The organism is Psychromarinibacter sediminicola, assembly GCF_029168335.1.
In the GTDB taxonomy this organism is placed as follows: Bacteria; Pseudomonadota; Alphaproteobacteria; order Rhodobacterales; family Rhodobacteraceae; genus Psychromarinibacter; species Psychromarinibacter sediminicola.
This window is the reverse complement of record NZ_JARGYC010000088.1, coordinates 1-16872: the sequence shown is the minus strand read 5'-3', so window position 1 is coordinate 16872 and position 16872 is coordinate 1. Positions and strand designations below refer to the sequence as shown.

22 protein-coding genes are annotated in these 16872 nt (G+C 67.8%); 11 read left to right on the top strand and 11 right to left on the bottom strand.

The genetic code is table 11. The annotated features are described in order from the left end of the window. Positions 1 to 224 precede the first annotated feature (224 nt). The 5 genes from dgoD to P1J78_RS21620 all read right to left on the bottom strand — a co-directional run bounded on the left by dgoD (position 225) and on the right by P1J78_RS21620 (position 5495). Complete coding sequence (dgoD, locus tag P1J78_RS21640; RefSeq protein WP_275569468.1) at positions 225 to 1373, bottom strand: galactonate dehydratase; 1149 nt, start codon at positions 1371 to 1373, stop codon at positions 225 to 227. Next, complete coding sequence (locus P1J78_RS21635; protein WP_275569467.1) at positions 1370 to 2593, bottom strand: CaiB/BaiF CoA transferase family protein; 1224 nt, start codon at positions 2591 to 2593, stop codon at positions 1370 to 1372. Before P1J78_RS21635 ends, dgoD begins: the two co-directional genes overlap by 4 nt. Before the next feature lie 8 nt (positions 2594 to 2601). Beyond that, positions 2602 to 3393: an enoyl-CoA hydratase/isomerase family protein gene (locus P1J78_RS21630; protein ID WP_275569466.1), complete on the bottom strand. Its 792-nt coding sequence runs from the start codon at positions 3391 to 3393 to the stop codon at positions 2602 to 2604. Then, the gene (locus P1J78_RS21625; RefSeq protein WP_275569465.1) at positions 3390 to 4070 is read right to left on the bottom strand and encodes an aldose epimerase family protein; all 681 of its coding nucleotides are present in this window, start codon (positions 4068 to 4070) and stop codon (positions 3390 to 3392) included. Before P1J78_RS21625 ends, P1J78_RS21630 begins: the two co-directional genes overlap by 4 nt. A 627-nt stretch (positions 4071 to 4697) precedes the next feature. Continuing rightward, positions 4698 to 5495, bottom strand: a complete 798-nt coding sequence (locus P1J78_RS21620) for a DODA-type extradiol aromatic ring-opening family dioxygenase (RefSeq protein ID WP_275569464.1) — start codon at positions 5493 to 5495, stop codon at positions 4698 to 4700. 210 nt (positions 5496 to 5705) lie between these two features. On the opposite strand from P1J78_RS21620, the gene P1J78_RS21615 reads away from it, so the two are divergent. The 5 genes from P1J78_RS21615 (at position 5706) to P1J78_RS21595 (ending at position 8137) form a co-directional block, all read left to right on the top strand. After that, a complete protein-coding gene (locus P1J78_RS21615) occupies positions 5706 to 5864 on the top strand; it encodes a hypothetical protein (protein WP_275569463.1) in 159 nt (52 codons plus the stop codon). A 53-nt stretch (positions 5865 to 5917) separates the two neighbouring features. After that, the gene (gene hemP, locus P1J78_RS21610; protein ID WP_275569469.1) at positions 5918 to 6037 is read left to right on the top strand and encodes a hemin uptake protein HemP; all 120 of its coding nucleotides are present in this window, start codon (positions 5918 to 5920) and stop codon (positions 6035 to 6037) included. Continuing rightward, the gene (locus P1J78_RS21605) at positions 6034 to 6525 is read left to right on the top strand and encodes a hypothetical protein (protein WP_275569462.1); all 492 of its coding nucleotides are present in this window, start codon (positions 6034 to 6036) and stop codon (positions 6523 to 6525) included. Before hemP ends, P1J78_RS21605 begins: the two co-directional genes overlap by 4 nt. A 5-nt stretch (positions 6526 to 6530) precedes the next feature. Next, positions 6531 to 7811 (top strand): imelysin family protein, encoded by a 1281-nt coding sequence (locus tag P1J78_RS21600; protein WP_275569461.1) that lies wholly within the window; start codon positions 6531 to 6533, stop codon positions 7809 to 7811. Positions 7812 to 7882: 71 nt separating this feature from the next. Then, complete coding sequence (locus P1J78_RS21595) at positions 7883 to 8137, top strand: DUF1289 domain-containing protein (RefSeq protein WP_275569460.1); 255 nt, start codon at positions 7883 to 7885, stop codon at positions 8135 to 8137. Positions 8138 to 8190: 53 nt separating this feature from the next. On the opposite strand, the gene P1J78_RS21590 is transcribed toward P1J78_RS21595, so the two are convergent. Together P1J78_RS21590 and P1J78_RS21585 are read right to left on the bottom strand one after the other, a co-directional pair. Then, positions 8191 to 8670 (bottom strand): Dps family protein, encoded by a 480-nt coding sequence (locus P1J78_RS21590; RefSeq protein WP_275569459.1) that lies wholly within the window; start codon positions 8668 to 8670, stop codon positions 8191 to 8193. A 117-nt stretch (positions 8671 to 8787) separates the two neighbouring features. After that, positions 8788 to 9219, bottom strand: a complete 432-nt coding sequence (locus P1J78_RS21585) for a hypothetical protein (protein WP_275569458.1) — start codon at positions 9217 to 9219, stop codon at positions 8788 to 8790. Between the two features lie 104 nt (positions 9220 to 9323). On the opposite strand from P1J78_RS21585, the gene P1J78_RS21580 reads away from it, so the two are divergent. The 4 genes from P1J78_RS21580 to P1J78_RS21565 all read left to right on the top strand — a co-directional run bounded on the left by P1J78_RS21580 (position 9324) and on the right by P1J78_RS21565 (position 13445). Beyond that, positions 9324 to 10850: a di-heme oxidoreductase family protein gene (locus P1J78_RS21580; protein ID WP_275569457.1), complete on the top strand. Its 1527-nt coding sequence runs from the start codon at positions 9324 to 9326 to the stop codon at positions 10848 to 10850. After that, positions 10851 to 11858, top strand: coding sequence for an imelysin family protein (locus P1J78_RS21575; protein ID WP_275569456.1), 1008 nt, complete (start codon positions 10851 to 10853; stop codon positions 11856 to 11858). A gap of 2 nt (positions 11859 to 11860) precedes the next feature. Further along, positions 11861 to 12961 (top strand): DUF1513 domain-containing protein, encoded by a 1101-nt coding sequence (locus P1J78_RS21570; RefSeq protein WP_275569455.1) that lies wholly within the window; start codon positions 11861 to 11863, stop codon positions 12959 to 12961. Between the two features lie 184 nt (positions 12962 to 13145). Then, positions 13146 to 13445, top strand: coding sequence for a hypothetical protein (locus tag P1J78_RS21565; RefSeq protein WP_275569454.1), 300 nt, complete (start codon positions 13146 to 13148; stop codon positions 13443 to 13445). A gap of 36 nt (positions 13446 to 13481) precedes the next feature. On the opposite strand, the gene P1J78_RS21560 is transcribed toward P1J78_RS21565, so the two are convergent. Then, positions 13482 to 13937: a low molecular weight protein-tyrosine-phosphatase gene (locus tag P1J78_RS21560; RefSeq protein WP_275569453.1), complete on the bottom strand. Its 456-nt coding sequence runs from the start codon at positions 13935 to 13937 to the stop codon at positions 13482 to 13484. Between the two features lie 99 nt (positions 13938 to 14036). Here P1J78_RS21560 and P1J78_RS21555 point away from each other — a divergent pair, with 99 nt between their 5' ends. Then, positions 14037 to 14756 carry an NAD-dependent deacylase gene (locus P1J78_RS21555; RefSeq protein WP_275569452.1) on the top strand — a complete coding sequence of 240 codons (720 nt, stop codon included), beginning with the start codon at positions 14037 to 14039 and terminating at the stop codon, positions 14754 to 14756. Between the two features lie 74 nt (positions 14757 to 14830). On the opposite strand, the gene P1J78_RS21550 is transcribed toward P1J78_RS21555, so the two are convergent. The 3 genes from P1J78_RS21550 to rpmB all read right to left on the bottom strand — a co-directional run bounded on the left by P1J78_RS21550 (position 14831) and on the right by rpmB (position 16083). Then, positions 14831 to 15298, bottom strand: a complete 468-nt coding sequence (locus tag P1J78_RS21550; protein WP_275569451.1) for a copper chaperone PCu(A)C — start codon at positions 15296 to 15298, stop codon at positions 14831 to 14833. Between the two features lie 50 nt (positions 15299 to 15348). Beyond that, a complete protein-coding gene (locus tag P1J78_RS21545; RefSeq protein ID WP_275569450.1) occupies positions 15349 to 15693 on the bottom strand; it encodes a hypothetical protein in 345 nt (114 codons plus the stop codon). 102 nt (positions 15694 to 15795) lie between these two features. Further along, positions 15796 to 16083, bottom strand: a complete 288-nt coding sequence (rpmB, locus tag P1J78_RS21540) for a 50S ribosomal protein L28 (protein ID WP_275569449.1) — start codon at positions 16081 to 16083, stop codon at positions 15796 to 15798. A gap of 337 nt (positions 16084 to 16420) precedes the next feature. On the opposite strand from rpmB, the gene P1J78_RS21535 reads away from it, so the two are divergent. Next, the gene (locus tag P1J78_RS21535; protein ID WP_275569448.1) at positions 16421 to 16840 is read left to right on the top strand and encodes a type II toxin-antitoxin system PemK/MazF family toxin; all 420 of its coding nucleotides are present in this window, start codon (positions 16421 to 16423) and stop codon (positions 16838 to 16840) included. Positions 16841 to 16872: the final 32 nt, after the last annotated feature.

Below are 16872 nucleotides of genomic sequence, written 5' to 3'. Positions count from 1 at the left end.
CAGCATATGCAGAGCGACATCGACGAACTCATGCCTTGGAGCTTCGCTGAATAGTCAACCCGCAGCGCCAAGGGTGATGGGCGGCCGCTTACATTCAATGCAGTATTCCACTTGCGCACGCATGGCGCCTCGGTCGAGGTGTTCGCCTTGGTCAAAGAGCGCAAACAGCACGGCATGTATTCCGGGAAACCGCCGGGCTGCCTCGATTTCCTCGGTCCGCCCGGCTACCATTCGGCAATCGACCCGTCGACGTGTCGCCACACAGGTGCATGCCAGCGATGCCCTGTCTCGGCAAGCTTGCGCACCTGGTCCTCATCGATGGTTATACCAAGTCCGGGCCTTGTGGGGATTTCTATGTTTCCGTTCTCACAGATGAGCCGCGTATCCTCGGTCACGCAGTCGAGCAGATCGCTTTCCTGATTGTAGTGCATGCCAAGGCTTTGTTCCTGGATGAAGGCGTTGTGGCACACCGCGTCGATCTGCAGGCATCCCGCGAGCGCGATCGGACCCAGGGGGCAATGTGGCGCCAGCGCGACATCGTAGCTTTCGGCAAAGGCGCCCAGACGGATGGTTTCGGTGATCCCGCCCATATGCGAGGGGTCGGGATTGATGATCTGGGCGCCACGGCTTTCCAGAAGTGCCCGAAACTCGCCGCGCGTGTGCATGCGTTCGCCCACTGCGAGCGGGATCGACGTTGACTGCGAGAGTTCGGCAAGCGCTTCGACGTGGTCCGCGGCCACCGGATCCTCAACGAACAGCGGCCGTAACGGCTCGAGCTCCTTGAGCAGGATCCGGGCCATTGGCGCATGCACGCGCCCGTGAAAGTCGAAGGCGAGGTCGAGCTCGTTCCCAACAGCCGACCGCAGTTCGCCAAGCCGCGCGACGATCTCGTCGATCGCGCGATGGCTTTCGACGATCGCCAGCTCGCTGCACACGTTCAGCTTCACGGCCGAAAAGCCCGACGCCATCGCGCGTTTTGCATGCGTGACGAGATCGCTCGGCCGATCGCCGCCGACCCAGGTATAGGCCCTCACCCGCGAGCGCACGGCACCGCCGAGGAGCGCATATGCCGGCACGCCGTGCACCTGTCCCAGAATGTCCCACAGCGCATGATCGATCCCCGATATGGCGCTCATCAAAACCGGCCCGCCGCGATAGCCGCCATTGCGGTAGAGCATCTGCCAGATATCGTTGATATGACGCGGATCCTGGCCGACAAGGAAATCCGACAGCTCCCCGATCAGGGCGGCGAGCGTTTCGGCCCGTCCTTCAAGCACGGGCTCGCCCCAACCGCTGATCCCCGCGTCGGTTTCGATCTTGAGGAACAGCCAGCGGGGCGGCACCAGGAATGTCTCGAGGCTGGTTATCTTCATTGGTCCGAATTCTCCACGACCGCGCCGGATTGCAAAAGCGTTCCGATCTCGGCCTCGCCGAACCCCGACTCGGACAGGATCGCGGTACTATCGGCACCATAGATCGGTGCGCCGCGCATTTCGGGCTGCGGGTCGTCCGAGAAGCGGATGCCGGGCGCCACGGTCTTGTAGGTGCCGCCCACGGCATGCTCCATGCTCACGAGATAGGGATCGGCTTGTCCGTTCTCTAGGAAGGTCGCGTAGTCCTGCACCACACCACACCACACACCGTGTTCGTGAAGCAGCTCGTCCCAGTACTCCGCCGGCTTGGTGGCCAGAATCCCAGCCACCAGCGCACAGATCCTGTCGCGCCAGGCAGTTACCGCGTCGGCATCCTTTTGCGGGGGACGCTCGACCTTGAGCCGGGCGAGCTGGGGCAATTCCAGCACGTCGCTCAGCACCTCGAGATCGGCCTGGGCGATGGCTAGGTTGCCGGTTTCGCAGCTATAGACCCCGTAGGGCGGCTCCATCCAGATCGACACTTGCGGGCTTGCGCCCCGGCGCGGCGGCGCATCGGCTGCAAGATAGGACGTCACCTCCTGGATCTGCATCTCCATGATGGCCGAGAGCAGCGAAGTCTTGACCTCCTGCCCCTTGCCGGTGCGGCTGCGTGCCACGAGCGCAGCGAGGATGCCCTCGCACGCCATGTGGGAGGCGGAGGTGTCGACCATGTAGAGCGGCGAGGGATGCGGCAGGCCACTCGCCTGGCCCCCGTTGAAGGTCAGCCCGGAATAGGACTGGACCAGCAGATCCTGCCCCGGCCGGTCGCGCATCGGGCCTTCGTCCCCGTAGCCGGAGATCGAGGCGTAGACGAGCTTGTCGTTGATCGCGTTCAGCGTTGCATAGTCGATGCCAAGCTTGGCGGCGACCCTTGGCCGGAAGTTCTGGACGAACACGTCCGCGGACTCGACAAGGCGATAAAGCACGTCCTTGCCCGCTTCCGATTTGAGGTCGAGCACGAGCGAGCGCTTATTCCGGTTGAGCGTGACGAAACAGGTCGCATCGCCGAAGCGGCTCACCCCGGCCATGGGCGAATGCCTGGAGAAGTCGCCGCCGCCGGGCGCCTCGATCTTGACGACCTCCGCGCCCATCTCGCCCAGCCTCTGGCTGCATAGGGGCCCGGCCATGGCGATGGTGAGATCGAGCACACGGATTCCGGAAAGGGGTCCATTGGATGTCATTTCGCGTCTCAGCGTCCCTTGAAGTTCGGTTCGCGTTTTTCGGCGAAAGCCTGCATGCCTTCGCGTGCGTCCTCGGTGGCCATGCAGAAGGTGTAACCGTCGTTCTCCCATGCCAGGCCGACGCTGACGGCCGTGCCCTGGGACTGGCGAATGATGTTCTTGGCCGACTGCAGGGCGATCGGTGGGTTCTTGGCGAGCCGCTCGGCAAGCGCCTGGGCCCGGGGCATGAGCTCGTCGACGGCGACGAGTTCCTGGACGAAACCGACCCTGTAGGCCTCCTCGGCCGGAAAGCTGTCGCCGGTCAGGATCCAGCGGGCGGCGTTGCCGTAGCCGATCAGCCGCGGCAGGATCGAGGTGTTGCCCGAGCCGGCGTGCCAGCCGCGCCGGATTTCCGGGGCGCCGAACTGCGAGCGTTCGGTCGCAACGCGAATGTCGCAGGTCATGGCCACCTCGAGGCCGCCGCCCAGGCAATAGCCATCGATCGCGGCGATCGCCGGCTTGCGCAGGTTCAGCAGGGGATCGATGTAATCCCTGTCGTAGAGGGCGCGATTGCGCCCCTCCCAGGGCGTGCCGAGATCGTCGAGCATGTTGATGTCGCTCCCCGCCGAGAAGGCGCGGTCCCCCTCACCCGCAACGATCAGGGCCCTGATCTCGTCATTGCGATCGACCTCCCGGCATGCCGCGACAATGTCGGCGGCCATGGCGGCGGTGATGGCGTTGAGCTTGTCCGGGCGCGCGATGGTGAGCGTCGCCACCCCCTGATCGACCGAGAACTTGATCTTGTCGGAACCGGTATTCATCGTGATTGCCTTTCCGCCCCTTCATCCGGGGTCTTGAGTGTTGCCGTTATCGACCAGCGGCGGCCGCGGCCTGGCTCCAGCCATGCCGCGCCGCCGTCCGCAAGCGCGTCGACCGGCGCGCTCGTGGGTTCTATGGCCACCTGGTGGCCGGCTTCGCCTGACGGCCAACCGCCATAGGCGAACCAGAGGCCGACCGCCGGCATGTCCTGCGACGTCCAGGCCAGTTCCAGCGCATCCGCCTGACCGGTCACAGTGCAGCGGGCCGGCCCGGTGAGCATGGCGTAGAGCTTTTCGACGATACCGGCATCGACCCCGCGCACCGGGTTGAGGTGCTGCAGCTCCTGCCAGCGGACATCGCGCCCCTGGTAGAGCCTGCCCCCCTGAAGGATCGGGCCTATGCCGGCCACGTCGATGGTCTCGCCGACCTCGAGGTTGAGCAGCATGTGCTGGCTGTAGAGATAGCCGAACGCTGTCGTCCCGGTGTTGCGCAGCCCGTAGGCGGCGGTGACCGTGTTGCCGGCAAGCGTCAGCGTGCGCTCGAAGCGGAAAGCCTCGTCGCGGAAGACGGCGACGACGCTGTCGCTCTCGTGCCAGCACTCCCAGGGCCGCCCCCACAGCACGCCGTGATCGCGCAGTGCCGGCTTCCAGCCGAAGCCCTCGCCAGTCGAGGGCGCCACGGTGGGAAAGCACTCGTCCCATCCGCGCGACTGCAGGCTGCCATAGCTGGCCCCTTCCCCCGTATCGCCCTCCAGGGCGCCCTCCGGGCAAGAGGGATTTACTCCTGCAAGGCGCACAAGTTGACCGTCGTGGTCGAAGTGACGCTCGGGCGCACAATCGTGCGTGACACGCGAATAGACGCTTTCATTTACACCGGTTGCGAGGCCGACTGAGCCGTAGGCGATGCATAAACCCCGTGGCCCGGTCAGCTTGACTGTGCCGGTGCATTCCACCGCGAGAGATCATCGATCCGGCTGGCGGGATGCCCATTGGCGAGAGCTTCGAGGGTGCTCTTGAGATGGCCGTAGGCTCGACGTGAACGGCTGTTGCCAGTGCATGCGGTGGCGTTCCGGCGGCGGGCGTTCAACCGGGTGCCGCGGGCGGGGCATATGAAGCGTGTCGCGCTTCATTCGAGTCACGCATTCACCTGACGCCCCGAGGCAGCGTTCGCGAAAGCGAATGCGGTCGGAGCGGCAGGCGAATACGATTGAACGCGACAGGCTCTGGGGTCGACCCGCTGGCGCGGGCCGATCCGCTGGGGGGCCAGCCCCCCAGACCCCCCGGCGTGTTTTCAACGAGAAGAAGGGTCAGCCGAAGCGATAGCTGGAGGCCGTGACCCCGCCCATCAAATCCGTGTCGTGATAGATCCTTTGCGCCGGCGCGTCTTCGGCCGCGCCCAGGGCCGCGAAGAGGGGGGCGAAGTGGTCCTCCTGCTTGTGGCAGACGCGGGCATAGGGGGCCTGCTCCCAGTCGAGCAGCGCCGCGGTGCGCGCGGCGGGCGGCTGGGCGAGCGTGTCGGTCAGCCAGGCGTCGAACGCCTCCGACGGCTCTTTCGCGCCGGGGCCGAACAGCGCGAGGTTGTGAAAGCTGAGGCCGGAGCCGACGATCAGCACGCCCTCGTCGCGCAGCGGCGCCAGCGCGCGGCCCAGCGCGACATGCGTCGCCGGGTCGTAGCCATGCTGCAGCGACACCTGGTAGAGCGGCACGTCCGCCTCCGGATACATGATCGCCATCGGCACGAAGACCCCGTGGTCGTAGCCGCGCGCCGCGTCGACCGTCGCCGGCAGCCCCGCCGCCGCGATCAGCGCCGCGGTCCGCTCGGCCAGTTCCGGCGCGCCGGGCGCGGGATAGCTCACGCGGTAGGTGTGTTCGGGGAAGTTGTAATAGTCGTAGACCATCGGCGGCCGGGCGCTGCCCATCACCGCGAACCCGTCGGTTTCCCAGTGGCCGGAGATCATCAGCACCGCGCGCGGCCGGGTGCCCAGCTCGGCCACCATCCGTTTCAGCGACGCCTCCAGGTTGGCGAAGGTCTCGCGCATCTGCGGCACCCACGGCCAGGGGCCGCCGCCGTGCGAGATGAAATAGGTGGGCAGGGGCTGGGACATGGCGCGCTCCGTTTTCGGTGGCGGGCAGCTTAGCGCGACCGTGGCGCCGCGCAACGCACAGAGCCTGTGCAGGTTGGCGGCGCGCAAAATCCGACCAAAAATGTCGGATTGACAATTCTGACCTTATCGGTCACCTATTGGAAGGTATTAACGATCCAGCCACCCCGATCTGCAAGGCGGGGAAGCCCGGGACCAGAGATGGAGCCGACCATGCAGATCAGGACCACGCTATCCCTTTCCCGTTGCGACATGCCGGAGGCCGTGACGGCCGAACTCCGGGCGATCCTGGCCGAGGGCGGGCTTTGCCGGTCGCTGGGCGTGGAATGGATTCTGGACAATCTCGACCGCAGGGCGGAGGTGCGGCCGTGACCCTGCCATTCGACACCTCCGAGACCTTCCACGCCACCCGCGCCAGCGCGGACATGCCGGTGCACCAGGCCGAGGCGCTGACGGGCGGCGGGCGCGAGGCCAAGATCGTGCTGGGCGATCAGGTCTATACCCTGCGGATCACCCGCGCCGGCAAGCTGATCCTGACGAAATGACGGCCGGCGACACGCATACTGGCCGCCGGGGCGGGACGCCCGTCGGCTATATCACGGAACTGGACGCTGTGAGCGCGGCAGCGGTGCTGTATTTCCGGCTGTGGTGCGAGGGCGCCGGCGAGCGCGCGCAGGTGGAAAGCGACTTTCGCGTGCATCTGGGGCCGGAGGCCGGGCGCGCCGCGGTGCGGGGCCTGTCGGAGCTCTGTGCCCTCTGCGCCCGCCACGGCCGCCGCCCGCTGATGCGCCACGGCGTCACCTGCCGCTGCCTGGGCGGGGACGAGTGCTGTTTCGCCACGCTCGTCGGTGCCGCGGCCGAGGGCGACCGCGAGGACGCGCTGATGCTGGCGATGACGATGATCCGGGCCGACATGGCCCCGGCCGTCGTGGGCCTGGCCGAAGGGTTCGGCCTGGCCCTCAAGCGCATGGCGCTGGCGGCTTTGCCGTCCGACGCCATGACCGACCCGAAGACACCCGAAACGATCCACTGAAAAGGATGACCATGCGACTTCTCAGATCCGCCGCCGGCGCGACGGCGCTGACCCTCGGCCTGGCCCATGCGGGGTTCGCCGCCGACGTCACCCAGGAGGCCGTGCTGACGACCTATGCCGATATCGCGGCCGCGAAATACGCCGACAGCCTGACCACGGCGAGAACGCTGCAGGCCGCCGTCGACGCGCTGATCGCCGATCCCTCGGCCGGGGCGCTGCAGGCCGCCAAGGACGCCTGGGTCGCCGCCCGGGTGCCCTATCAGCAGACCGAGGTCTATCGCTTCGGCAACCCGATCGTCGACGACTGGGAGGGCAAGGTGAACGCCTGGCCGCTGGACGAGGGACTGATCGACTATGTCGACGCCACCTATGCCGGGCCGACCGACGCGAACGAATTCGCCGCGCTGAACGTCATCGCGAACCCGACCTTCACGTTCTCGGGCGAGGAGATCGACGCGACCGAGATCACCCCCGAGCTGCTGTCCGACACGCTGCACGAGGCCGACGGGATCGAGGCCAATGTCGCCACAGGCTATCACGCCGTCGAATTCCTGCTGTGGGGTCAGGACCTGAACGGGCTGGAGGCCGGCGCCGGCGAGCGGCCCTGGACCGATTATGCCAGCGGCGAAGCCTGCACCGGCGGCAACTGCGACCGGCGCGCCGACTATCTGAAGGCGGCGACCGACCTGCTGGTCAGCGACCTGGAATGGATGGCGGCGCAATGGGAGGACGGCGGCGCCGCGCGCGCCGCGCTGATGGGCAACACCGATGCCGGCATCGTCGCGATGCTGACCGGCATGGGCAGCCTGTCCTACGGCGAGCAGGCGGGCGAGCGCATGCGCCTGGGCCTGATGCTGAACGACCCCGAGGAAGAGCATGACTGCTTCTCGGACAACACCCATAACAGCCACTTCTACGACGGGCTGGGCATCCAGAACGTCTATCTCGGCGAATACACCCGGATCGACGGCACCGTCGTCGAGGGCGCCGCGCTGAGCGACCTCGTCGCCGCCTCCAACCCCGAGCTGGACGCCGAGATGCGGGACAAGCTGGCGAAGACGATGCGCGAGCTGGGCCAGATCAAATACGTGGCCGAGGCCGGCATGGCCTATGACCAGATGCTCGCGCGCGGCAATGTCGCAGGCGAGAAGCTGGTGATGGGCGGGGTCAACGCGCTGATCGACCAGACCCGGACCATCGAGCGGATCGTGGCGGATCTGGGGCTCGACCAGATCGAGTTCGAGGGCTCCGACAGCCTCGACAACCCCGACGCCGTCTTTCAATAGAAGACCGCGGCATTAGCTGTGGCGGGCGGTCCCCCGGGGGCCGCCCGTTTTCTCATGATGGGACGAGGACGATGGGCAAGAAACGCAAGATCCCCAGCCCCTGCGTGGACGTGTGCAAGTTCCGCCGCGAAGGCCATTGCATCGGCTGCTCGATGACCAAGACGCAGAAGAAGATGTTCAAGTCGCTGAAAAAGCCCGAGCACCAGGAGGCGTTCGTCGAGATGCTGGTGCATCAGCAGAACGACATGGGCCGGTATACGCATTGGGCGCCGGCCTATATGAAGAAGCTCAGGAAGAAGGGCGTGAAGATGAGCCTGCCGCTGTGATCTTCATTGGCCCAGGCCGGTGGACGGCCCGGGCGAAGGCGCGAATGGCCCGATCAGCCGTCCAGATGCGCCCGCAGGAACCAGGCGAATTTCTCGTGCGTGCGGCCCCGCTCGATGCACAGGTCTTCGGTCAGGGTGTCGCCGTGCTTGGCGGCCAGCTCGCCCGCCCCGCCGATGGTCTGGGTCAGCGTCTCCTGCGCGGCGAGCATCGCCTTGATCATGTCCTGCGCCGAGGCGCCCTTGCTGTCGGGATACTCGTCGACCTTCGAGGCCTTGACCATCTCGGCCAGCACGCCGTTGGCGTGGCCCTTCAGCGCCTTGACCCGCTCGGCCAGGTCGTCCTGGGCGGCGAAGTGATCCTCGTAGATCTGCTGGAACAGTTCGTGCAGCGGGGCAAAGGCCATGCCCGTCACGTTCCAGTGGAAGTTCTGCGCCAGCATCGTGGTCACGGCGGTCTCCGCCACGCACTGGTTCAGCGCTTCGCAAATCTCGGCTTGAGCGTCGGTGCTCAGGTCAACGGCTGTCTGGGTCATGGGTCCACTCCTGGTCTCGCGTACGGGGGGGGGTGGCTTGGGACGCCCGCGGGCGCCCCTGGCTGCGGCCCGTTCTAGACCTTTGCGCAGGGCGTTCAAGCCCTTTTTGGAATCATTCTAAACCTGACGGAAGTTCTCGGATACCATGGCCATCAGGAACAGCAGGCTGCGCCTGGCATGCTGCGGCACGCGCGAGCGCAGAAGGAAGGCGATGCTGTCGTGATCCTCGCGCCGCACGGCGCGGGACAGCGCGACGAGCCAGTCCTCGTCGAAGCTCAGCTCCGCCACGCCGGGGCGGTGAAACCGCGGCGCCTTGCCGAGGATCTGCGACAGCGTGCGGATCAGCGTCTTGGCATGCGCCTCGCGCGCCTTCGGTTTCTCCACCGCCAGCATCGCGCAGGCCTCGAACAGGTCGGCGCGCGCGGCGGCGCGGCAGTCCAGCGCCGTCACGCGCAGGTGTTCCAGAAGGCTGCGGTCGGCGGCGTTCATCGTTTGCCGGAATGCCGGAGCCTGGGTGTCGAGCGGATGGACCGCGGCGGTCATGGCCATGTGTCGCACCTGTGAATCAGAGCGTTACGGGATGTCACCCTTTAATCCTGAGTAGATTTATAAGATAAGAGGCGCAGGTTCAACTCGTCAGGGAGTCGCAGCCCATGCGAAGCAGCGTTCCGGCCACCGTGCTTTCGGCCCTCGCCATCGTGACCGCCGCCCCGGCGATCCCCGGCCCGCTGGACGAGCCGCATCTTCCCATCGTCCCGCGCACCGCAGAAGAGGCCGCCCGGATCGCGGCCGTCACCGCGCCGGCCGAGAGCTTCGACGCCCCGCAGAAATACGAGGAGCGGTCGGCCGGCGCCGCCACCGTCCGCCCGCGCAACAATGCCGACGCCTTCTCGCAGCCCTCGGCCAATATCGGCTTCGACGGCGAATTGGAGTTCAAGGTGGGCAACGGGCTGTTCCGCAAGCTCTGGGTCTCCGCCCCCGCCTCGACCCAGGCGTCCGACGGGCTGGGGCCGATCTACAACGCCCGCTCCTGCCAGCGCTGCCACCTGAAGGACGGCCGCGGCCACCCGCCCGAGGGCCCCGACGACAGCGCCGTCTCGATGTTCCTGCGCATCTCGATTCCCGGCGGGGCGGAGGAGGCGGTGGCCGAGATCGAGGATTACCTCGCCACCGCGCCCGACCCGAATTACGGCACCCAGCTGCAGGATTTCGGCCTGCCCGGCATCCCGCCGGAATACACGCTGCGGATCGACTACGAAGAGACCGAGGTGGCGCTGTCCGGCGGCGAGATCGCGCATCTGCGCGAGCCGAGCTACACCGCCGCCGATCTCGGCTATGGCCCGCTGCATCCCGACGCGATGCTGTCGCCCCGCGTCGCGCCGCAGATGATCGGCATGGGGCTATTGGAGGCGATCCCGGCGGCCGACATCCTCGCGAACGCCGATCCCGAGGACGCCGACGGCGACGGCATCTCGGGCCGGCCGAACATCGTCATGTCGCACCGCTACGGGATCCCGATGCTCGGCCGCTTCGGCTGGAAGGCCGGCAACCCCACCGTGGAGGAACAGACCGCCGCCGCCTTCGTCGGCGACATCGGCATCTCCAACCCGCTGCACACCGCCGGGTCCGGCGAATGCACCGACCTGCAGGCCGACTGCCTCGCCGCGACTCACGGCGACGGCGACGACCGCACCTACGAGATCGACCAGCAGGGGCTGGACCTGGTCACCTTCTACTCCCGCAACCTGGCCGTCCCCGCCCGCCGCGACGTGGACGACCCCGAGGTGCTGCACGGCAAGCGGGTGTTCCACGAGACCGGCTGTATCTCCTGCCACACGCCGTCCTTCGTCACCCACCGGCTGGAGGACGACAGCGCCCAGAGCTTTCAGCTGATCTGGCCCTATTCCGACATGCTGCTGCACGACATGGGCGATGGGCTGGCCGACCACCGCCCCGAGGCCCGCGCCGACGGCTATGAATGGCGCACCCCGCCGCTCTGGGGCATCGGGATGACCGAGCGCGTCTCCGGCCACACCTATTTCCTGCACGACGGCCGGGCGCGGTCGCTCCTGGAGGCGATCCTGTGGCACGGCGGCGAGGCGCAGGCCCAGCGCGACGCCGTCGCCCGGATGCCGCCCGAGGACCGCGCCGCCCTGATCACCTTCCTGGAGAGCCTCTAGATGTTGCGACCGCTTGCCGCTTGCGCGCTGCTTCTCTGGCCGGGGACGGCCGCGGCCTATGACATCGGGCAGATCGTCGACGACCACATCCTGCCCGGCTACACCGCCCTGGTGGACGAGGCCCACGACCTGGCCGCGACCGCAGAGCAGGATTGCGCCGCCGACAGCCCCGCGCTGCGCGCCGCCTGGAACGACGCCTTCGACGCCTGGGTCCGGATCAGCCACCTGCGCTTCGGGCCCGCCGAAGAGGGTGACCGCGCCTACGCGCTCGCCTTCTGGCCCGACGCCCGCGGCTTCACCCCGCGCCAGCTGGGCGGGCTGATCTCGGCCGAGGATCCGGTGATCGAGACGCAGGCGGGGTTCGACGAGCTGTCCGTCGCCGCGCGCGGCTTCTACGCGATGGAATTCCTGCTCTACGACGAGGCCTTCATGACGGCCGAGCCCGAGGCCTATCGCTGCGCGCTGGTGCAGGGCGCGGCCCGCGACATCGAGGCCAACGCCCGCGCCATCCTCGACGGGTGGGAGACCGGCTTTGCCGACCTCCTGCGCAACGCCGGCGACAACGACACCTACCGCAGCCGCGACGAGGCGGCGCAGGTGCTGCTGGGCGCCGTGGTCTCGGAGCTGCAATTCACCTCCGACACCCGGCTGGGCCGCCCGCTCGGCACCTTCGAGCGCCCCCGCCCCCGCCGCGCCGAAGCCCGCCGCTCGGGCCGCGCGCTGCGCAACGTGCGCCTGTCGCTGGAGGGCACCCGCGAGCTTGCCCTGCTGCTGGCCGCCGATAGTCCTTACGTGACCGGCATCCTCGAAGACGCCTATGCCCGCGCGCTGGAGCAGGTCGCGGCGCTGTCGCACGATCCCGTCTTCGCCGGGGTCGACGAGCCGCAGGGGCGGCTGGAGGTCGAGATCCTGCAACAGAACATCGACCGCATCCGCACGCTCCTGGGTGCCGAGCTTGGCCCCGAACTGGGCGTGGCGGCAGGGTTCAACGCGATGGACGGAGACTGACCATGGCCACGCGGCGCGGCTTTCTCGCCGGACTTCTCTCCACCGGTCTCGCCCCGGCGCTCGGCTGGGCCGATGCGGGCGACCCGGCCTACCTCGCCGCCGCGCGGCAGCCGGACGGCAGCTATCACCTCTACGGCCTGACCGCGCGCGGGGCGGCGATCTTCCACCTCCCCCTGCCCGGCCGCGGCCACGCCGCCGCCGCCCACCCGCAACGCCCCGAGGCGGTGGCCTTCGCCCGCCGCCCCGGCACCTTCGCCATCGTGCTGGACTGCGCCACCGGCGAGACCCGCGCGCGGCTAGAGGCGCCCGAGGGCCGCCATTTCTACGGCCACGGCGCGTTTTCAGCCGACGGCACCGTGCTTCTGACCCCCGAGAACGACTTCGAGACCGCGCGCGGCGTGATCGGCCTGTGGGACGCGGCGCACGGCTATGCCCGGCTGGGCGAGATCGCCTCGGGCGGCACCGGCCCGCACGAGATCCGCCGCCTGCCCGGCACCGACATCTTCGCCGTGGCCAATGGCGGGATCGAGACGCACCCCGCCTCGGGGCGCGCCAAGCTGAACATCCCGTTCATGCAGCCGAACCTGAGCTATGTGACGCTGGACGGCACTGAGCTGGACCGGGTGGAACTGCCGCACGACATGCACAGGAACTCGATCCGCCACCTGTCGGTGCGCGACGACGGGCGCGTCGCTTTCGCCATGCAGTGGCAGGGCGACACCCGTGACAGCCCGCCGCTGGCCGCGCTGCACCGCCGCGGGGACGACCCGGTGCTTGCCGTCGCCGAGGCGGACGCCCACCGCCGGATGCAGGGCTATGCCGGCAGTATCGCGTTTTCCGCCGACGGCGCGCGCATCGCCATCACCTCGCCGCGCGGCGGGCTGATCCAGGTCTTCGACGCCGAAGACGGCCGCTGGCTGCACCAGATCGAAAGCCGCGACGTCTGTGGCGTGAATGCCGGCGCCTCCGGCTTCGTCTACACCAGCGGGACGGGGCGCGTCGGCGGCGGCACGGAAGGCGTTGAGGGCGGCGCGTGGACCGCCGACCATGCCGTGGCCTGGGACAATCACCTTGTCCGGATCGCGCAGACCGTGCCCGCCTGAGGCGGCACAACCAAACCGTGTGTAGCATTTTGCCGACACGTCAACGGGTTACGCGCGGATCGGCGTCAAACTGCCGATGAACAATTCCGGAGGGGAAACGCGGTTTGTATCCGGGGGCGAATCTGGCAAGAGTCTCGGTCATAAGCAATCAACCACGCGCAAGCACGGGGACGAGGGCGAGGCGATGAAAAAGGTTGTCGTGACGGCGGCGTTTGCCGTCCTGTGTTCCAACACGGCACTTGCAGGCACGATCGAGCGGGCCTGTCTCACTTCCAGCAACGCGGCGGCAAACCCGGCCCTCTGTGGCTGCATCCAGGCCGTTGCGGATCGCACGCTGAGCGCGAGCGATCAGAGGATGGCTGCACGCTTCTTCAAGGATCCGCACATGGCGCAGGAGATCCGTCAATCGGACAACGCCGCGCACGAGGTCTTCTGGAGAAAGTACAAGACGTTCGGCGCGACAGCCGGCAAGCACTGCGGCTAGGGACGGGCCCGTTCGGCTCGCATCGAAACCCGGCGGTCAGCTTCTGATCGCCGCGAGCAGGCCTTTTGCGCCGGCCTCGATCAGGTCCAGCGCCTCCTCGAAATCGCGGGTATAGTACGGGTCGGGCACCGCGTCGCGGCCCGTCTCGGGCGCGTAGTCCATGAAGCGCTTCAGCTCCGCCCGCGCCTCTCTCGGCCGCAGGCGTTGCAGATTGTCGTAATTCGCCCCGTCCATCGCCAGCACCAGGTCGAAGCGGTCGAAATCCGCCGCCGTGACGGGGCGCGCCCGCTGGCCCGCGATGTCATAGCCGCGCACCGCCGCGGCGGCGACGGCGGGGGGATAAGGCGGCTCGCCGGTGTGCCAGTCGCCGGTGGCGGCGCTGTCGACGGTCAGGTCCAGCCCCTCCGCCCCGGCTAGCGCGGTCAGGGCGCCCTCGGCCATGGGCGAGCGGCAGATGTTTCCAAGACAGACGAACAGGACGCTTCGAACCATGGCGCGCAGGAAAGGCCGAATGCGCGCCGGCGTCAAGCGCCGGCGTTGCCTTGCGCGGCCCGGTCTGGAATCACTCTGGCAAACGGCCAAGGGGGCTTCATGCGCAACATCGTCATCCTGACCGGCGCCGGCGTGTCGGCGGAAAGCGGGCTCGGCACGTTCCGCGACGTGGGCGGGCTGTGGACCCGGTTCGACCTGAACGACGTGGCCACGCCCGAGGGCTTCGCGCGGGATCCGGCGCTGGTCCACGACTTCTACAACGCGCGCCGGAAGAACTGCCGCGAGTCGGCGCCGAACGCGGCCCATGCCGCCCTGGCGCGGCTGGAGCGAGAATGGCCGGGCGAGGTGCTGGTGGTCACCCAGAACATCGACGACCTGCACGAACGGGCGGGCAGCCGGGCGGTCTGGCACATGCATGGCGCGCTGGCGCGGGCGCTCTGCGGGGCCTGCGGGCATCGCTGGGATGCGGGCGAGGAGATGGCGCCGCAGGATCCCTGCCCCGCCTGCCGGCAGCCGGCGACGCGGCCGGACGTGGTGTGGTTCGGGGAGGTGCCCTACCTCATGGACGAGATATTCGAGGCGCTGACGGCCTGCGATCTCTTCGTTTCCGTCGGGACGTCGGGCGAGGTCTATCCGGCCGCGGGCTTCGTCCAGCTGGCCGGCGAGGCGGGGGCGCGGACGCTGGAGCTGAACCTGGAGGCGTCGGCCAACGCGCGGGCCTTCGACGAGCAGCGCGAGGGGCCGGCGACGCGGGTGGTGCCGGCCTGGGTGGAGGAGATGCTGGGGGTGTCCGAGCTTGGACACTCTCCAGGTGGCTGAATTTGCACGGGACAAAGCGTTCACGCGCTGTGAGCGTCCGGGCGCCGCGTGACACACGGCGCCCGGGGCCAGGGTCAGCTGCCGCCGTCCATCGGCATGTCGCCGGGCTTCCGGGTCAGGTCGATGGGGATCTCCACGACCATCTCGCCCGCCTCCTCGAAGACCAGCGTGACGGTCACGCTCTCGCCGTCGACGAAGGGCGCCTTGAGCCCCATCATCATCACGTGGTCGCCGCCGCGCTGCAGGACGTGGGTGCCGCCGGCGGGGACGGCAAAGCCCTCTTCCACCTCGGTCATCTTCATCACGCCGTCGCCCATGTCGATATGGGTGTGCAGCTCGGTCACGGCCGCCGCCCCCGTGCGGGCCGAGACCAGACGGTCGTCGGCCTCGCCGTCGTTGCGCAGGATCATGAAGGCCGCGCCGGTCTTCGCCATGGGCGAGGCGGAGCGGGCATAGGCGTCCTCGACGGTGATCTCGGCCATCGCCGGCAGGGTGGTGGCAAGGGCGGCAAGCCCCGCGAAAAGGGTCGGTCTGACAGGCATCGTTCAGGCTCCTCGGCTCTGTCTGTATCGTGAAACGCGAAAGGGAAACGTCACACGAGAGGCGGCGCGCGGGCCCGGACCTCCAGGAACGGCGTGGCGCCCGTGCGCGGGGCGGTCTGCTCGAACCGGACCGGGACGGGGCGCGAGGCGAAGGTCACGTCCGGCGCCGGCGCATCCACCGCCGCCAGCAGCGTCAGCGCGCAATCCGGGCAGACATGCAGCGGGCCGATCGGCTCGCCCCGCGCGTCGACGGCCACGGCCAGCGGGCCGGTGCCGGTGCACAGCACGATCTGCCCGGCGGCCATCGCCTGTCCGCGCGCCACGGCCATCGCCCCGCTGGTCGCCAGCAGGACGAGGGACAGCAGGGTCGCCAGGAAGGGCCGCGTCCGGGTCATGTCCGCGATATAGGCAGGCACGCGCGCGACGGGAAAGCGGCAAAACGAAGCGGCCCTGTCCGCCGGGGACAGGGCCGCCAAAATCGACTCGGCGAAAGGGGATCAGGCGGAGGCCTGGGCCTTCGCGATCTCTTTCTTGATCTTCAGCGCGTTGGGCGACAGCGCGTCGTCCTTGGCTTTCGCCAGGAAGGCGTCGATCCCGCCGCGGTGGTCCACCGTGCGCAGGGCGGAGGCGGAAATCCGCAGCTTCACCGGCCGGCCCAGCGTTTCCGACATCAGCGAGACGTCGTTCAGGTTCGGCAGGAAGCGGCGCTTGGTCTTGTTGTTGGCGTGGCTGACGTTGTTGCCAACCATCGGCCCCTTTCCGGTCAGTTCGCAGCGGCGCGACATCGTTTCATCCTCGTCTCTGGCATCAGGGGCAGGCGGCCCCGCAAACGCAAAACGGGCGCCGCGGCAGGGGCGCCCCTGAATCTCGTCGCGCGGTCATACGGCCAAGGGGATCGGGCGTCAAGCCCCCTGCGGGCGGGCGCGTCGGCATTGCTTTATGTGCTCCAGTGGGGGTCTCACGACCTGAAATCCATCCATGGGGACCATTTGCTTTTCGCCGGCCATTGCGACTTGTGCGATCCGTTTTCAAAGAGCCGTTGACGATTGGGATGTGCTGGTTGACCCTGTCTGACTGCTACCGAAAGACCGGCATCGACCACAAGAAGTGCGAAATACAATAATGGCAATTCGCGAACATCCTACGATTGGAACGGTCGTCACCTGTAATTTCCAAAGCGGCTTTGTCGCGCCGGAGATGGTGGGGCGGCGGCCAGTCGTCGTAATAAGTCCCAAAATGAAGGGACGCCCTGGCTTGTGCACGATTGTGGCCCTCAGTACGACGCCGCCGGATCCCGTGCGACAATATCATTGCCAGATTGATATCCGTCCACGTCTTCCCGATCCCTGGCGCAGCGAGGGTGTCTGGGTAAAAGGTGACATGATAAACGCCGTGGGCTTCCACCGGCTCGACCTTATCCGCCTCGGGAAGGACCCGTATGGAAAACGAAGATACCTCTATGAGCCCTTAAGCGACTATAACTTAGAGCGTTTGCCCACCGACATGAATCGATTGGGGATTCCCATTCGGCCGAGGGACTGATTCACTGACCCTGGGGCAGATACTGGGGGCAG

Coding starts and splice junctions, on each gene's coding strand:
- P1J78_RS21535 (WP_275569448.1), top strand. CDS start 16,421: ATGGCAATTCGCGAACATCCTACGATTGGAACGGTCGTCACCTGTAAT.
- P1J78_RS21560 (WP_275569453.1), bottom strand. CDS start 13,937: ATGGTTCGAAGCGTCCTGTTCGTCTGTCTTGGAAACATCTGCCGCTCG.
- P1J78_RS21620 (WP_275569464.1), bottom strand. CDS start 5,495: ATGTCCCAGCCCCTGCCCACCTATTTCATCTCGCACGGCGGCGGCCCC.
- P1J78_RS21565 (WP_275569454.1), top strand. CDS start 13,146: ATGAAAAAGGTTGTCGTGACGGCGGCGTTTGCCGTCCTGTGTTCCAAC.
- P1J78_RS21630 (WP_275569466.1), bottom strand. CDS start 3,393: ATGAATACCGGTTCCGACAAGATCAAGTTCTCGGTCGATCAGGGGGTG.
- P1J78_RS21570 (WP_275569455.1), top strand. CDS start 11,861: ATGGCCACGCGGCGCGGCTTTCTCGCCGGACTTCTCTCCACCGGTCTC.
- hemP (WP_275569469.1), top strand. CDS start 5,918: ATGCCGGTGCACCAGGCCGAGGCGCTGACGGGCGGCGGGCGCGAGGCC.
- P1J78_RS21585 (WP_275569458.1), bottom strand. CDS start 9,219: ATGGCCATGACCGCCGCGGTCCATCCGCTCGACACCCAGGCTCCGGCA.
- P1J78_RS21590 (WP_275569459.1), bottom strand. CDS start 8,670: ATGACCCAGACAGCCGTTGACCTGAGCACCGACGCTCAAGCCGAGATT.
- P1J78_RS21580 (WP_275569457.1), top strand. CDS start 9,324: ATGCGAAGCAGCGTTCCGGCCACCGTGCTTTCGGCCCTCGCCATCGTG.
- P1J78_RS21545 (WP_275569450.1), bottom strand. CDS start 15,693: ATGACCCGGACGCGGCCCTTCCTGGCGACCCTGCTGTCCCTCGTCCTG.
- P1J78_RS21595 (WP_275569460.1), top strand. CDS start 7,883: ATGGGCAAGAAACGCAAGATCCCCAGCCCCTGCGTGGACGTGTGCAAG.
- P1J78_RS21615 (WP_275569463.1), top strand. CDS start 5,706: ATGCAGATCAGGACCACGCTATCCCTTTCCCGTTGCGACATGCCGGAG.
- P1J78_RS21605 (WP_275569462.1), top strand. CDS start 6,034: ATGACGGCCGGCGACACGCATACTGGCCGCCGGGGCGGGACGCCCGTC.
- P1J78_RS21600 (WP_275569461.1), top strand. CDS start 6,531: ATGACCATGCGACTTCTCAGATCCGCCGCCGGCGCGACGGCGCTGACC.
- P1J78_RS21635 (WP_275569467.1), bottom strand. CDS start 2,593: ATGACATCCAATGGACCCCTTTCCGGAATCCGTGTGCTCGATCTCACC.
- P1J78_RS21550 (WP_275569451.1), bottom strand. CDS start 15,298: ATGCCTGTCAGACCGACCCTTTTCGCGGGGCTTGCCGCCCTTGCCACC.
- P1J78_RS21555 (WP_275569452.1), top strand. CDS start 14,037: ATGCGCAACATCGTCATCCTGACCGGCGCCGGCGTGTCGGCGGAAAGC.
- dgoD (WP_275569468.1), bottom strand. CDS start 1,373: ATGAAGATAACCAGCCTCGAGACATTCCTGGTGCCGCCCCGCTGGCTG.
- rpmB (WP_275569449.1), bottom strand. CDS start 16,083: ATGTCGCGCCGCTGCGAACTGACCGGAAAGGGGCCGATGGTTGGCAAC.
- P1J78_RS21575 (WP_275569456.1), top strand. CDS start 10,851: ATGTTGCGACCGCTTGCCGCTTGCGCGCTGCTTCTCTGGCCGGGGACG.